This window comes from Allosediminivita pacifica (genome assembly GCF_003054175.1).
GTDB classification, from domain to species: domain Bacteria; phylum Pseudomonadota; class Alphaproteobacteria; order Rhodobacterales; family Rhodobacteraceae; genus Allosediminivita; species Allosediminivita pacifica.
The window spans coordinates 1-15,143 of record NZ_QBKN01000034.1 but is presented as its reverse complement, the minus strand read 5'-3'; the positions used below and the strand labels follow the sequence as shown (position 1 = coordinate 15,143).

The window sequence follows — 15,143 nt, the reverse complement described above, 5'->3', positions numbered from 1 at the left end:
CCTCAGGCTGGTCTTGTGCCGGCCTAGGCAGGCCGCTCCCTGCGGTACTGGTCTGCAAGCCACAGCCCCGAGAGGAAAACCGCAAGTTGGCCCCAGTAGAAGGGGGTGTTGATCACCCCGATAAAGAAGCCGAAAGACACGAAGAACAGCCAGAATATCGACATGTACCCGCCCAGAACAGAGCGCGCGAAGCGGGCGATCGCGGTAATCCAGATCAGTCCGCCAATCGCCCCTAGCTGGATGAGCAGCGCGAAATGGGAAGCCCCCCAAGCCCGGTTCGTCGTTCCGATTTCCCGCCGGAGATAGACCGGGGCATTCGCGGAGGTGGAGACCTCCTCGAACAATCCCGCAATCTGTCGGTCGCTTCCGATCCCGTAGCCCAGGAGCGGCCGTGCCTCGATCGTCCGCAGCACAAGCTGGAAGGGACGAACAAGGCGGATATACAGGCTGGGATCCACCGTCTGGATCAGCCTCGTGCGTATCGTCTCCACGATCTCGTAGACGAAGAACCCGCAGAACACGACGAGCATCACCAGAATGAACGGGTTCAGGAGTATCCGCCGGGGACCGATGCGCAAGGTCACCAATGCGCAGGCGCACATAAGGCCCGGAAGGACGGCAGGGCTTCGGACCAAGACGATGAACGGAAGAGATATGAGGAGGAGCCAAACCTGGGCCTTCAACTTCGGGTGACAGGCAACCGCCATGAAAAGGCAGAGGCCGTAGAATTTCCCCAAGTGTGAAGGCTCTGAGGTGAAGAGTTTCGGCCGGACCCACCCATACGAGCCAATATCCCTCGTGTCGTTGCTATAGAGGCCAAAATCGTAGATCGCGCCGCGTATTGCATCGCTGACCGGGCGCAGGGGGCCCGCGACCTCGAGCGCGATTCCGAGGCTCATCAGGGCGAAGATCCATAGTACGGTCCTCGACAATCCGTCCGGGTTGAGCCGCCCCGCCATCTGTAGAGATCGGAAGACGCCTATGCTGGACGTGACAGCCAGAACAAGCTGGACATAGGACGTGAGCTGTTCGGGCAGGTACCTAGCCAAGGCGGGCGAGAAGATGAACCAGAAGATCGACGCCAAGGCCAGCAGGCATATCGTGCTCGCAAACCACAGGTCGTTCGCCCTGGGTATGAGGGTGGCGAAGAGCAGAAGTCCCGACAGGTAATAAAGCGAGAACGGCAGGCCCACTGATATTTGGAGATAGAAGCCCAGCAGGGCAAACGCCAGCAGGACGCCGACGGCCACCCGCGTCACCGGCATACTGCGCGTTTCGCCGACGAACCCGCTCATGAATGCCACGTGCACTGTCTCCTGGAAAGGGTCCCATCCAAGGACCCGAAAGCCCGAGAACCATCTATCATGCAGCCCTGACCAAGGCCATGCTCCCATGGCCAGGCAGCCCTCGGCACGTGTCCGGTCAGAATTTGCCCAGCCTTTCGTAGTCTACGCTGTAGGCCACCCTGAGGCGCTGTACCGTCTCTTCGGCAGGCTTTACCTTCGTGCGGACGGCATCGGGGGTCGCGTTTTCCTTCTTCGGCGGGGATTCCACACCGAAACCCTCTCGAAGTGCCGTATCAAGCCCGCTGGCGGGCACGATCTCATCCACGAGGCGTGCGCCGTTTCGTGCGAACACAAAATCCGATTGGGGGCGCAGGAAATTGATGTCCAGGAACCTCTCGAAAGTCCCCCCAGGACGAATTCGTCGAAGCTCTGGCAGGACCGGATCGCCTCGAATGCTTCGCGGGTCCGGGGAACGGCGGGCGTCTTCGCATCATTCTTGGCATAGGTATAAGCGGAAATGGCCCGGGCGACCGGGTCACGCACGACGCAGAAAGTGCGATAATCATCAAAGATCCCCGGGAAGAAACCGCGGAGCTCCTCCGCGGAGGAATGCTTGAGTGGTATCGGCCGACCGAGGCGCGTCTTGGCCGCCCTGAACTCGTTGAGAATCCGGCTGCGCAACGGGGCTCCGACAACCTCGACCCGCGGCCCCGTCAAGAACACATCCCCGGGTGCCGCCTTCGACCGAAAGCTCTTGGACACATGCATCCCGGCCGCTTTCGGGATGTGAACGAACATGGTCCTGGAGCTATGCAAAATGAACATCAATTACCTTTCATGTGGCCGGGGAAGCTTTGCATTGCATCCTGCCTGACCCCCGCTCAGTCAGAAGCCCCGGCGCTACTGCGCCTGAAGCGCCCGTCAGGTCCGAGATGGATACCGCATTCCACCTTCTCGGGGCTTTCCGCCCATCGTCCCGCCCGGGCATCTTCCCCCTCGGCCACGGGGCGCGTGCATGGGGCACAACCGATCGACAGGTAGTTCTGGGCTTCCAAAGGATGGCGCGGCAGGCGGTGGAACGCGAAGTAGGCGTCGATCTCCTCGCGCGTCCAGAAGGCCATCGGGTTGACCTTCAGGCGCTCACCGTCGCGTTCGATGACACCGATCTGGCTGCGGCTGTCGGCCTGGTAGCGCTTGCGCCCACTGATCCAGCTATCGAACCCGTCGAGCGTATCCTGCAGCGGGAAAACCTTGCGAAGGCGGCAGCAGGTATTCGGCTCGCGGCTGTGCAACTGACCGTCGGGATCCTCGGCCTGAAGGCTCGAGGCCTCCGGTTCGAGCACCCGGAGGTTCAGATCAAGGTCCTTCACCACCTGGTCGCGATAGCTCAAGGTTTCGGGGAAGTGCTTGCCGGTGTCGAGGAACAGGACCGTAACCTCGGGCAGGATGCGGGAAACGTAATGCAGAAGCACGATGCTCTCCGCCCCGAAGGATGAAACCAACGCCAGGTTTCCCAGGCGCCGATCACGTAGCAGTCCCGGAATGTCATAGGCACCCTTCCGGGGTAGATAGGTTTCCTGCAGGTCGGCGAGTTCGGGGTCGTGAGCCCCGGGAGGCCAGCTTTCCATGGTCGGTACCCCTATAAAGAGACTACTTCTTAACTATTCACCAATAACGTGTATCCCGTTCTTGGCATCCGGGGGAGAGCCCGCTTCCGCGGCCTTCTTCCGGCAGGGTCAACCTGCTCAAAAAAGAGCCCGACGGCACCGAGCGGGGCCGCTAGTTGCCCGCCAGATACGCTTCGTAGGCATTCGCGATGCCATCCTCGAGAGAGCGTGCGTTGTTCCACCCCATGTCATGCAGACGCGAGCTGTCCATGAGCTTGCGCGGCGTCCCGTCGGGCTTGGTCGCATCGAAGCTCAGTTCGGCTTGGTATCCGACCACACGGGCGATGGTCTCGGCGAGTTCCCGGATCGTCACCTCGACGCCGCTTCCCACGTTCACGTGCTCGTAGCCGGAATAGTTCTTGAGCAGGAAGACCAGCGCATCGGCGAGGTCGTCGCAGTGCAGAAACTCGCGCAAAGGTGTTCCAGAGCCCCAGAGTTCCACCGAGGGCGCTCCCGCTTCCTTGGCCTCGTGGAACTTCCGCAGGAGGGCGGGCAGGACGTGACTGCTTTGGAGGTCGTAGTTGTCGCCGGGTCCGTAGAGATTGGTCGGCATGGCCGAAATCCAGTCGCGCCCGTACTGCGTGCGGTAGGCCTGGCAAAGCTTGATGCCGGCGATCTTGGCGATGGCATACCACTCATTGGTGGGTTCCAACGGCCCCGTCAGAAGGCTGTCCTCGGGGATCGGCTGCGGTGCCATCTTGGGATAGATGCAGGAGGACCCAAGGAAGAGGAAACGCCCCACGTCGGCCTCGTGGGCCGCCTGTGCAATGTTCGCCTCGATCATCAGGTTCTGATAGAGGAAATCGACGGGATAGTCGTTGTTGGCCTTGATGCCGCCGACCTTGGCCGCGGCCATGACGACCACGTCGGGGCGGGTGTCGAGCATCCATGCACGCACCGCAGCCTGGTCGACCAGGTCGACCACGTCACGCCCCGCCGTGATGACCTCGCAGTTCTCCCGGGCAAGCCGCCGGACCACCGCACCGCCAACCATGCCGCGATGACCGGCGACCCAGATGCGCTTACCAGTCAGATCGTATGTCATTGGGCTTCCTTCGTATTGCTGGAGGTATCTGCGACGTCTCGCAGTTTCAGGCGTGAACCGAATTCCGGAGAAGCCACGAAGCAGTCGGGAAGCTTGGCGAGTTCGTTATCGAGCGGTCCATAGACGGCCCGGGCCCTCTCGAGGGCCTCCGGCTCGACCTTCTTGGGGGCACGCTCCCGGCGCTTGGGCAGCCTCACGTCGAGCCCGCAGAACTCTGAGATCGTATCTATATTGTCCCAGAGCCCTTCGTACCGGAGACACAGAACAGGAACGCCTTCGAAGCTCATCCACGCCACGCATTGATCCCGGAACCCGAGGACATCTTCCTGCAGAAGGTCATCGTAGCGGTAGGGCCTGCGCAGGTGCTCGAAATGCAGCTTGACCCAGTCCTCGCTGCGGGCAGCTTTCTGAGCATGAACTGAAAGAGCTGCTTCTTCTGCCGATCCGAACAGGAATAGAGCCCGTACATTTTTTTTCCCGGACAGGACATCCGGATAGTCATGGGTTTTGTATACGACGCCCGGTCGCAACTTCCGGGCTCCAAGGTCGAAGGCTTCGTCTTTTGCAACCTTTAGAGATAGGCCTCCCGCCGCGTGATAGCGATGCTGGGCCATTGCTTCAGCCACAGCATCATAAACTAGCGTACTACCTGCGCGGCCAAAACTGGCCACCACAATCGCATCCCGTTTGGTAGGCAAGCTTTGGACAAATTCCTTGAAATTGCGACGTGTACGATAGCCAAACGTTGCCGTTTGCGCCGGGTCAGTAGTCATATCGCTCTCCTGCGCAAGGGAATTGACGCTGTGCTCAGCGGTCTTCAACCGAGATCGGCAACGCGTAGCCATGCTCCTTCAAAAGTGCATGACGCTTTGCGGTATGCAGATCCTCCGTCACCATTTCGGCACACATTTCCTGTGCCGTGATCTCCGGCACCCAGCCAAGCTTTTCCTTGGCCTTGGTCGGATCACCCAGAAGGGTTTCGACTTCGGCAGGGCGGAAGTAACGAGGATCGATGCGCACCAGGATGTCACCGGTCTTCACGGCCGGCGCCACGTTGTTGTCGACAGACTTGACCGTGCCGATCTCCTCCACCCCTTCGCCGGAGAACTCGAGCTCGATCGAGAGCTCTCGCGCGCTCCAGTCGATGAACTCCCGCACGGAATACTGCTTGCCCGTGGCAATGACGAAGTCGTCAGGCTCGTCCTGCTGCAGCATCATCCACTGCATGCGGACATAGTCCTTTGCGTGCCCCCAGTCCCGCAGGCTGTCGATGTTGCCCATGTAGAGGCAATCCTCGAGTCCCATGGCAATGTTGGCCATGCCGCGGGTGATCTTGCGGGTTACGAAGGTTTCGCCGCGCCGCGGGCTCTCGTGATTGAAGAGCACGCCGTTGCAGGCGTACATCCCGTAGGCTTCGCGGTAGTTTACCGCGATCCAGTAGGCGTAGAGCTTGGCGACGGCATAGGGAGAACGCGGGTAGAAAGGCGTGGTCTCGCGCTGAGGGATCTCCTGGACGAGCCCGTAGAGTTCAGAGGTCGACGCTTGGTAGAACCGGGTCTTCTTCTCTAGGCCGAGAAAGCGGATCGCCTCGAGCAAGCGCAGCGTTCCGGTGCCGTCGACATCGGCCGTGTACTCAGGGGCCTCGAAGCTGACCGCGACATGGGATTGGGCACCGAGGTTGTAGACTTCGTCCGGCTCGATCTCGGAAATGATCCGGGTCAGGTTCGAGGTGTCGGTCAGGTCCCCGTAGTGCAGCTTGAGCTTCGGGTTCGGCTCGTGGGGGTCCTGATAGATGTGGTCGACCCGCTGGGTGTTGAACAACGACGCCCGGCGCTTGATGCCGTGAACCTCGTAACCTTTTTCCAGAAGAAATTCGGCCAAGTAGGATCCATCCTGGCCGGTAACGCCGGTAATCAGGGCTTTTTTCATTATGTCTTCCTCGAACTGTCTAGAGAGCACTCTGCCTCGGCAGGGATGCCGGACAGGGTTTCAAACTCGTTCCTGAGACGGCTCAGAATAGCCGTCATGTCCCATCTTTCGATCGCTCTTTGGCGCGCTGCAGCCCCCAGACATCTCCGCTCTTCCGGAGCATCGAGAAGCTCTTCCAAGGCTTTTGCCATAGCCGTCGGATCCCCCGGAGGAACCAACCGGCCAACTCCTTCCACCTCGCGTCCCAAGGCTGTGTCTGCAGTGGTCGTGGCAATCATCGGCCGGCCTGACGCCAGCATGTTAGTTAACTTCGAGGGCAAAACGAGATCCGCGGCCCCCGCAATCTGGGGCAGAAGATGGACATCGGCCATCCCCAAAAGATCGCTCAGCTTTTCGATCGGTTGGAGCGGAAAGAAACGGATCATCGGCAGATCGCGCGCCATCTCTTGTAGAGGTGCGCGCATGGGCCCGTCTCCACAAATTGCAATCGTGAGATCTTCACGATGCCTTAGATGCCGTGCCATCTGAGGCAAGAGCTCCAGTCCTTGTTTATTGGCGAGATTACCTGAATAGAGCGCCACATAACGGGTCTTAATGCCCAGTTCGTCCTTGAGCGGAGAGGGGGCTGTTAGAGGCGTAACCTTCTCCAGATTGGCCCAATTACGCAGCTCGTAGATGCTCTCCTCAGACACGCCTTTGTCACGAAGTTTGTCGAGCATGGGCTCGGAGATCGAGCTAGTCCTGTCGAACCTCCCCAGCACCCATTTCTCGAAGGCCTTCGCCGCACGACCTACCCGGCCCTTTTCACTCAGAAGCCCCGTGGCGAAGGCCGCTTCCACTTCGTAGTCCTGAATGTGCAGCCAACTCGCCCCACCAGCCAACCTGGCAGCCCCCAAAGCCACTGGAAATGCGATCAGTGAAGGAGCAACCATGACCACAACGTCAGGACGACGACGCAACCCTTTCCACAACCCGATAGGCAACGCTGAAAGGGCAAACGAGATATAGTGCAATATGCGGCGCGCACCGGTGGGGTTGCGGGGCACATAGATCGGACAATGCACGATCCTAACACCGTTCTCGCTAAGGCGGGATTTCCAGAAAGGGCGACGCCAGCCCTCGAAAGTTTTCCACGCCGGATAGTAGGGTAGGGCAGTGATCACGTCAGTTTCAACACCATCCTGCTGCATGTATTCAGCCAACCCAGTGGTGTAGAGACCTGTTGAAATGATCTCAGGCGCATAGTTGATGCATATTACCAGTAGTCGCATCAGAGTTCTTCGAAAGCTCCAAGCACATCGGATGCGCAAGAGGCAAATATCTCAAAGTTCCCGGCGCAGGTTACCGTCAACCGGACGAGGACCAGTTCGGTCTCCAAGGCCGTATCCAAACCGTTCATTGCGTCTCCCCATACCACCCAACTGAAATTTGCTCGCCTTCGAAGAAGACGGTCAGAGAAGATGAAGCGCTCATGTCAGACGCTAACGGCCCACGCTCCGGATCTGCCGAGGTAATACTCTGTTAAGGTTAGCCTGTCGATATGCATGCGCAGAAAGACAAGAGGCTTCGGCAGCATTCTTCAACGATGCGGGCCAAGACCCACAAGGGGAGAGACCTAAATATTTATTTTAAAACAGATGCTTACAGATTTAGATCTCGCCTCCACCTCCAGAAGAACCGAAATGCTGCGGCGCAGCATGGGTGCGAAATTGCGCAAGAAAGCGCCAGTGGTTTCGACGCTAATGGTTGCACGCCTAGGGAGAACGGGCCATACCGATTAACTTATAGGTTTATTTATACATAACAATTATTATCGGCCAAAGCGTAGCCACCCTGACCTCCTGTTCCGAAGTACGCAACGCCAGTACCTCTGAACGGACCTTTACGACTAGACGATCTCAAAGGTCAGAGAACCCGACACGCCCGATACTATCATAAGCGGAAAAACCAGCTTCGCGCGCTGCCTCGGCTGTATAGATATTACGAAGATCTGCCATACGGCGCGTACGCATCAGCTTTGCCAATCGGCCCAAATCGAGAGCACGGAACTCGTTCCACTCGGTAAGGACGACGAGCAAGTCCGCCCCCGTTGCGGCAGCATAAGCATCTTCCCACCATGTCACCCCTGGTAGAAGGGCTTCGCCTTCGCGGCGGCCTTGAGGATCAGTGACGCGAACTTGCCCCCCCCCACCGACCATTGCCGGGAGTAGCGTAAGTGCGGGGGCTTCGCGCATGTCATCCGTATTGGGCTTAAAGGTCACCCCAAGCACCGCAATTGTCTTACCGTTGAAGCTGCCGCCGCAAAGCTCAAGCAACTTGTCCGTCATGCGTCGTTTCGTTTCCTCGTTCACCTTGATTACTGTCTCGGTGATGGACATCGGGCACGCATGTTCCTGCCCTATCCGAGCCAACGCTCGCGTATCCTTGGGAAAGCAAGATCCACCGTAGCCAGGTCCGGCATGCAGGAATGTCTTTCCGATGCGCCCGTCGAGGCCCATACCTCTAGCAACCTGCTTTACATCAGAGCCGACCTTTTCACAGAGTGCCGCGATCTCATTGATGAACGTGATCTTGGTCGCCAAGAAAGCGTTCGCCGCATACTTGATCATTTCCGCGGACTCCAGATCAGTGGTCACGATCGGGAATTCACGTAGGTAGAGAGGGCGATAAATCTCCGCCATGACCTCTCCCGCGCGCTCAGTTTGCACCCCGACAACAACTCGATCCGGTTTCATGAAGTCATCAATCGCGGCGCCTTCCCGCAGAAACTCGGGATTTGAGGCAACATCGAAGTCCAGCTCAGGATTTGCGGCGGCCACCACCTGCGCGACCTGTCGGTTTGTCCCGACAGGAACAGTCGATTTCGTCACAATTACCACATAGTCACGTGCTGCACGGGCGATCTCTTCCGCTGCAGCCATCACATAGGTCAGGTCAGCATGCCCATCTCCGCGACGGGTTGGTGTTCCCACGGCAATGAAGACCGCCTGTGCACCTTCGATCGCCGCCGCCAGATCCTGAGTGAACCGAAGCCTGCCAGCTTCCACGTTTCGAGCCATAAGCTGATCCAGACCAGGCTCGAAAATCGGGACCTCGCCCCTCTCGAGCATCTCGATCTTTCCCGGATCGCGATCAACGCAGACCACTTCGTGCCCGAAGTCGGAAAAGCATACACCGGAGACAAGCCCCACGTAACCGGTGCCAATCATCGCGATTTTCATGGTCTTCGCCTTTCATGCTGCAAGAGCATACATGTGTTTGCCCACCCCGAGGGGCACGTCAACGCTCTTGGACAATCTCGGCAGCCGCGCCGAAGTCGCGACTACCGCAAAGTTTAGTTGGAGGCACGCGCTGCAGTATTCGCAGCTGTGGTGACCAGCGAAGGGGTAATCTGCTGGATTACACGGTTCCACTTAGTGACAGGCTGTTCGGCCACGAAGATAACATCGTTGGGACGAAGCTCGAAGCGAGTCGCGAGAAGGATATTACCAGCATTGGTAGTGTTCAAACGCCATGCCGTGGTTGCACCAAATTCTCGTGGGTCTGAGGACCCGCGCAACACATAGATCTGGCTGGCGTCGCCTGTTCTAAGGGGAACCCCTCCGTTGCCATATAGAGCCTCGGCAAGAGCCGCCGTGCGTCCAAAGGGCAGTTCATAGCGCCTCTGGCTTTCAACTTCGCCAGTTAGATAGACATAGTCCCGGACAACAGAATCAAGATCCAAGCGTTCCAAATAGTTGTTACGCTCATCCTGTTGATTGTCGCGCCGAATGCCAATCTCGGTATTCAATGTGCTGATCGCAATGTTCCGAGCACTTTGTTCGAATTGAGCCAATCGGATCTGCTCTTCGAAGTAGGCTTGAGCCAAGTCCAATTCGTAAGAGGTATCGACAAAAACACTGTCGCCATCAATCAATTGGATCCGCCTCAATCCGTCCCGAGCGTAAAGTTGAGTGAGCGGGATCTGATAAAGCGTACCATCTCTATAAATCCGGACGGTAGCATAATCCTGATCCTCAACGGTAATTCCACCTGCAGCCGCCAAGGCTTCGTCAAGGTAGAGAGCCGTCAGAGAGATCGGCGCCACGGTTGGCTGAGAAACGGCCCCGCCGATAGAGACCTTCTTCGAATTGAATTCCGCAATCTCCAAGCTAAAGGTTGGATCAATCTGGTTTTCGACGAGCCGTTGAAACAACGCAGCTTCGGCTTCTTCCAGTGTCAAACCGGCAATCTGCACTCGCCCCACATTGGGGATAGCGATCGCACCATCATCTTGCACAGTGTAGCCTTGTCGTGCGTTCGTAGCGGCCAGCAGGCCTGACAGTTGTTCTACGGTCGATCCTGTCTGTGGAGTAGCGAGCAGCAGTACATCTCCCGTCCCAATCCGATAGGGGCCGGGATTGACCTCGGGAGGCAAGCGCGTCTCCAGAAAATCCTCCTGCGGCCGACGGTCAAACGCTGGTTCAGGCGTCGGTCCCGCCCCCCTCAAGCCGCTACCGTAACCCGCCGTGTTGAAGAACACCGGCGGAAGCGACTTTGGTTGATAAACTGAGCGGTTGGCTACAAGAACTGTCTCCGGGGTCATGTCGACCACGCGCAACTTACCGTCGGCGCCCGCCATGCGATCCACCGAAGGAGATTTGTAGACTACACCGCAACCGGCGAGGCCGAGCGCCAGGCTCAGCAAGATGACGAGTGCACGCATCATGGGGTCTCCTTCACTCTCGGCATCGCAGCACCCTGGGCCGCGATCGGCCCAAATTGCCAAACGCCTCTTCCGGCTTTCTGGCGGGAGGACAGCACCCTCCCCGTACCGGGTGAAATTTGGTAAATGTTGATGAAATTCTCGGTCAGGCCAGCGCAGTCCTCCCGAGCAGTCAGCCCACTGATCGTAACAGAGCAGACATAGCTCCTCAGCACGATCCGCCCTTCTCCGTTTAGGAGACTGTGAAAACGCTCGGCGGTGCCGTCGCGCCCGGAGCGCAACAGCGCGCGTAGTTGGGAGAGGTCGGAGGACATAAAGTCGTTCCCCACCCCGCGCGTAGCGACCAAGAGGCCCTCGTCGAAGGTGAACCCGCTGCCGTCGGGAGCCAACCAGAGCGATCGTCCGTCAGGCATAACCGCGACTTGGCGAAGGTCCAGCATCGTTTCGCTGCCAACAAGCGTAGCACGACGTGAAGGGGCTCCACGGCGCACCAGCGTCTCATGACGTGCATCGTGACGCTCGAGGAAGGGCAAGAGCCCCACGGTGGCTTCACGGACCAGCCTTTGCGGCTCGCCGGTGGACGCACACCCGGACAAGGCGACCAGAAGACCCAAGCATGAGAGGATGCGCCTCATCGCCAGAAGCTCCCCCAATCTTCCTGCAACTCGCGTGCCTGGCCCAAACGCACCCTCTCGTAAAGCCGGTTGGCCTGTTTCACACGAGCCCCGCCGTCACCGGTGGTCGGGCGCCATGTGGTCGCGAATTCCCGCCCCGACGGATACCCCAACAGCCAGCTTGCCGGCACCGAAAAGCGGATCCCCTTGTCGAATGAGCCCTCGCCGAACTCGTCGGTCGGCATATCCGTGATCGTGGCATAGGCTCCGATCCGGAAGCCGTTGTCGAACTCACGGTCAAACGACACAGTGGCCCCGGTATCTCCCGCGAGGTACTGACCGACGTCAATCTGGCCGAGGTAGCCTTCGCTGAATTCGTAGTAGGCCGACACGAAGCCGGTGGTGGTGTCGAAATCCTCGAACCCGAAGGGATCGTCCGGCTGACGCTTGCGAGCATAAGTGATCTCCGCACCGAGCCCCAGCCGGCTGTCGGCCGGTTTCCAAAGAAGTTCAGCGGACGCTCCACCATACATCTGCTCGAACTGGCCCACGGAAACACGACCGAAAAGATCCTCTCCCGGGCGAAAGACGTAGTCGGCGGTCAGGCGCCGCAGTTCCAGATCCGTGTCGTCATCGTAACGCGCCCCATCCGTACGCACGACAGGGTAGTCGCTTTCTCCTTCGGGCTGGTTCGGCAACGGCTCGACCCTGTTTACAAGCAGCGGCTGGCGCAACTCCGTATCAAGCGTCAGCCCCGGGGCCAGCGCCAAGAGTGCGTCGAAGCGCAGCCCGCTTTCGGCCACGAAGTTGTCGGGGTCCGACACGGTAGGCCCGGCGTAGAGATCGACACCATAGGTGAACCGGGGGTAGGCGCCGGGGGTGCGGAGCGATAGCGGGTGCGCCCGACCGTCATCAATCTCGGCACGGGCAAAACTCTTCCAGCTGCCATCAAGATCATCCTGCAGCGCCACGAGGTCCGCCCGCTCCAGCGTAACGGCACTGGGGGACAATTCGCCCTGACGCGGGACCAGGATCATCCGCTCCACTCCGGCGGGAAGCTCCCCCGCGATCACCCGCGCCGCGCGGCCGATTCCTTCCGCCTCGGCGAGATAACGATCGTTGCGATAGTGAACCTCCAGCACGTCACCGCTGCGTTTCAATGCGATCAGCCGCAGTCCCTGTGCTCCGAGGCGGGAGCGAAGGCGGGCCTCGAAGCTCTCCCCCGCGCCAGCGTCTCTTGCGGCACCGCCCATCATGCCGCCCCAGCCAAGCGCCACCGCGCTGCTGGCGGCCACGACAGGGCCCTGCCCTTCGCGGCCACTCGCCGGGCCCGGGGGCGTCTTCGGGTTGAAGCTGTAGCTCAGCTGCACCCCGAGAGCATCACCGTAGAGCCATGCCGCCGTCAGATCGAGACCATTGTCGAACCGATAGCTGGCCGCGACGCTCACCGGGCTCTGCCGGCTGAAGCTGGTATTGGCCTCCTCCAGTGCGTAGGCGTCGGAGGAATACTCCGCGCTCACCACCAGCCGGTCGCTCACCTCGTACTGCAGCCCCCCGAAGAAGGCGGCATCCCCGCGGAACCATTGGTCGGCATCGAACTGGCCCGTCTGGGTGACGTTCACCGCGGTCTCGGGACGATTCTTGAAACGGTCTCCGAAGACACCCAGGGGGTTCTCGAAACCGCCTTCGCTGCCGAAGCGGCCCCAGCCGAGCCCGGCGGTGGCCCGCAGTCGACCAAAGGTCTTGCCCGCCACGATGTATTCCCCGGCATAGATGCCGGTGCCGCCGAAGTCCTGCAGACCCACCGCCAGCGCCGGCCATGTCAGGCTCTCCTCGACCAGCTGGTAGCGGATGTCGAAGCTGCGGTCGTAATAGGCGCCGGTGTTGCGAAGGTTATCCCCGTAGACATACCGGAAGACCCCGGAAAGCCGGGGGCCGATCTGGAAATGAAAGATGTTGCGCTGCACATCCGAGCCGAAGGCGTTGACGGTGATCGAGCCTTCGGCGTCGGGCATCTGGTGCGCGCCGGGCATGTCCACGAGGCCCGGCACACCCTGGAAGTTCAGGGTGGGGCGTTGCCAGGGGGCCTCCTGCGGGATGGCGGAAAGCGGCCATGCACAGGCCAGGCCGAGCGTGCTGCACAGCAAAGCCTGCCGGATCCCCTTCCGTTCCATGTGTCCCCTTGCTCCCCGGCGCGGATGCCAGCGGCTATGTTTCGTGTTCACTCCGGCACCTGGGTGATTCCTGATGGCCCAGCCCGGTGCCTGTTCTTTTGACGCCTTGGCCCGAGATAATAAACGTCCGTCCTCTCTCCCGGGCGATTTCGGCAGGATCGACGTGCCCCGAAACCCACATTTTCGGCACTTACAGCCCTCCAGGCAGGGAGATGTCCCGGGCCGGGACATCCCGCGAGGCCAGTAAAAACAAGAGCTTGGAAAGCCGGATTCAGACATTGTTCACACTTCGACCGAACCGGCTCCTCCGGATGCCAGCTCCAAGCCCCCGGGTTCAGCCGCGCAGCTGCGCGGCAAGCTTGTCCAGGTGGCGCTCCACCAGCGCCTCGGCCGCCTCGAAACTGGCCGCCTCGGCGTAGCAGCGCAGCTCGGGCGCGTTGCCCGAGGGGCGCAGGTGGACGATGTCGCCGCTCTCGAAGCGCACGCGCAGCCCGTCGGTCAGGTCCGTATCCGCCTCGGGGCCGGTCCCCTCGAAGAAGGCGGCCCGGGCGCCGGGATCGCCGGTCAGCTCCGCGATGAAGGCCTTCGAGGCCTCGGTCGGCACCTCCTGGATGCGGTCGGCGGCGGTGTAGCGCGGCGGCAGCGCCCCCACGAGATCCGCGAGGCTCTGGCCTGCCGCGTTCGCGGCAGCCAGCGGCGCGATGATGGGCAGCAGGCAGTCGCGGGTCATCAGCGGCGCGAGCGGGCCGGCCGGCCCGCGCGCCTCGAAGCCCAGCAGGAAGCCCCCGTTGGCCTCGTAGCCCACCACGCGCGCGGTGGTGTCGGCGGCAAGCGCCTCTTCCATGGCCGCGATCACGAAGGGCGATCCGATGCGGGTCTGGGTGACCGCGTCGAAATCCGGCATCTCGCGCACCAGCGTGTTCGACGAGACCGGCGTGCAGACCAGTTTGGCCCCGAGCGCCCGCGCGGTAAGCGCGCCAAGCACGTCGCCCGGCACCACGCGGCCGGTGGCATCGGCCACCATGGGCCGGTCGGCGTCGCCGTCGGTCGAGATCACCGCGTCGAGCCGGTGTTCCTCGCACCAGCCGCCCAGCATGCCCCGGGTCTCGGGGTCGAGCGCCTCGGTATCGACGGGGATGAAGGTCTCGGAGAGCGCCAGCGGCACCGCCGTGCCGCCGAGCGCCTCGACAACCTCGACCATCACGTCGCGGGCCACCGAGCTGTGCTGGTAGACGCCCACGCGCAGGCCCGAAAGCGCCTTGCCACCGTAGGCCGAGACGTAGCGGTCCCGGTAGAGCGCAGCCGCCGCGCTGCCGTCCTTCAGCGCGCCCTCGCCCGTGCCGGCGGGCCGACCCAGGTGGTCGAGGATCGCCGCCTCGTCGGACTTGGCGATCTCGCCCGTGGGCAGGTAGAACTTGAGCCCGTTTCGATCGGCCGGGATGTGGCTGCCGGTGACCATGACGGCGGCCTGTCCCTCGCGCATGGCCGCCAGCGCCAACGCCGGCGTCGGCAGAACTCCGCAGTCGGTCACGTCCAGCCCCTCGGCCCGGGCCGTGGCGACCACGACTTCGGCGATCTCGGGCGAGGAGGCCCGCAGGTCGCGCCCCACGAAGAGCCCGCCGCCCGTGGGGCAGGCTGCCAGGAAGGCGCGGGTGTGGTCCGCGACAAGATCCGGTGTCAGCTCGGTGACGAGGCCGCGCAGGCCGCTGGTACCGAATTTGGG

12 protein-coding genes are annotated in these 15,143 nt (G+C 61.0%); all 12 read right to left on the bottom strand.

Annotated features, from left to right (window positions below; genetic code table 11):
- Nucleotides 1-23 precede the first annotated feature (23 nt).
- Complete coding sequence (locus C8N44_RS19945; RefSeq protein ID WP_146178881.1) at nt 24-1,304, bottom strand: hypothetical protein; 1,281 nt, start codon at nt 1,302-1,304, stop codon at nt 24-26.
- A gap of 118 nt (nt 1,305-1,422) precedes the next feature.
- Nucleotides 1,423-1,611, bottom strand: a complete 189-nt coding sequence (locus C8N44_RS23890; protein WP_244641147.1) for a hypothetical protein — start codon at nt 1,609-1,611, stop codon at nt 1,423-1,425.
- 556 nt (nt 1,612-2,167) lie between these two features.
- Nucleotides 2,168-2,914, bottom strand: coding sequence for a phosphoadenylyl-sulfate reductase (locus C8N44_RS19935; RefSeq protein WP_107978523.1), 747 nt, complete (start codon nt 2,912-2,914; stop codon nt 2,168-2,170).
- A gap of 151 nt (nt 2,915-3,065) precedes the next feature.
- Nucleotides 3,066-3,998 (bottom strand): GDP-L-fucose synthase, encoded by a 933-nt coding sequence (fcl, locus tag C8N44_RS19930; RefSeq protein ID WP_107978522.1) that lies wholly within the window; start codon nt 3,996-3,998, stop codon nt 3,066-3,068.
- On the bottom strand, nt 3,995-4,771 hold the full coding sequence (locus tag C8N44_RS23195) for a hypothetical protein (protein ID WP_158274100.1): 777 nt from the start codon (nt 4,769-4,771) through the stop codon (nt 3,995-3,997). Before C8N44_RS23195 ends, fcl begins: the two co-directional genes overlap by 4 nt.
- 34 nt (nt 4,772-4,805) lie before the next feature.
- Nucleotides 4,806-5,927, bottom strand: a complete 1,122-nt coding sequence (gene gmd, locus C8N44_RS19920) for a GDP-mannose 4,6-dehydratase (RefSeq protein WP_107978520.1) — start codon at nt 5,925-5,927, stop codon at nt 4,806-4,808.
- Nucleotides 5,927-7,198 carry a WcaI family glycosyltransferase gene (locus C8N44_RS19915; protein WP_107978519.1) on the bottom strand — a complete coding sequence of 424 codons (1,272 nt, stop codon included), beginning with the start codon at nt 7,196-7,198 and terminating at the stop codon, nt 5,927-5,929. Before C8N44_RS19915 ends, gmd begins: the two co-directional genes overlap by 1 nt.
- 627 nt (nt 7,199-7,825) lie before the next feature.
- Nucleotides 7,826-9,148, bottom strand: a complete 1,323-nt coding sequence (locus C8N44_RS19910) for a UDP-glucose dehydrogenase family protein (protein WP_107978518.1) — start codon at nt 9,146-9,148, stop codon at nt 7,826-7,828.
- Between the two features lie 113 nt (nt 9,149-9,261).
- Nucleotides 9,262-10,632 (bottom strand): polysaccharide biosynthesis/export family protein, encoded by a 1,371-nt coding sequence (locus C8N44_RS19905; protein WP_107978547.1) that lies wholly within the window; start codon nt 10,630-10,632, stop codon nt 9,262-9,264.
- Nucleotides 10,632-11,267 carry a YjbF family lipoprotein gene (locus tag C8N44_RS19900; protein ID WP_146178879.1) on the bottom strand — a complete coding sequence of 212 codons (636 nt, stop codon included), beginning with the start codon at nt 11,265-11,267 and terminating at the stop codon, nt 10,632-10,634. Before C8N44_RS19900 ends, C8N44_RS19905 begins: the two co-directional genes overlap by 1 nt.
- The gene (locus C8N44_RS19895; RefSeq protein ID WP_158274099.1) at nt 11,264-13,420 is read right to left on the bottom strand and encodes a YjbH domain-containing protein; all 2,157 of its coding nucleotides are present in this window, start codon (nt 13,418-13,420) and stop codon (nt 11,264-11,266) included. Before C8N44_RS19895 ends, C8N44_RS19900 begins: the two co-directional genes overlap by 4 nt.
- Before the next feature lie 334 nt (nt 13,421-13,754).
- Nucleotides 13,755-15,143 (bottom strand): phosphomannomutase (locus C8N44_RS19890; protein WP_107978515.1); only part of this gene is annotated, 1,389 nt, incomplete at its 5' end.

Coding starts and splice junctions, on each gene's coding strand:
- C8N44_RS19935 (WP_107978523.1), bottom strand. CDS start 2,914: ATGGAAAGCTGGCCTCCCGGGGCTCACGACCCCGAACTCGCCGACCTG.
- fcl (WP_107978522.1), bottom strand. CDS start 3,998: ATGACATACGATCTGACTGGTAAGCGCATCTGGGTCGCCGGTCATCGC.
- C8N44_RS23195 (WP_158274100.1), bottom strand. CDS start 4,771: ATGACTACTGACCCGGCGCAAACGGCAACGTTTGGCTATCGTACACGT.
- gmd (WP_107978520.1), bottom strand. CDS start 5,927: ATGAAAAAAGCCCTGATTACCGGCGTTACCGGCCAGGATGGATCCTAC.
- C8N44_RS19915 (WP_107978519.1), bottom strand. CDS start 7,198: ATGCGACTACTGGTAATATGCATCAACTATGCGCCTGAGATCATTTCA.
- C8N44_RS19910 (WP_107978518.1), bottom strand. CDS start 9,148: ATGAAAATCGCGATGATTGGCACCGGTTACGTGGGGCTTGTCTCCGGT.
- C8N44_RS19905 (WP_107978547.1), bottom strand. CDS start 10,632: ATGCGTGCACTCGTCATCTTGCTGAGCCTGGCGCTCGGCCTCGCCGGT.
- C8N44_RS19900 (WP_146178879.1), bottom strand. CDS start 11,267: ATGAGGCGCATCCTCTCATGCTTGGGTCTTCTGGTCGCCTTGTCCGGG.
- C8N44_RS19895 (WP_158274099.1), bottom strand. CDS start 13,420: ATGGAACGGAAGGGGATCCGGCAGGCTTTGCTGTGCAGCACGCTCGGC.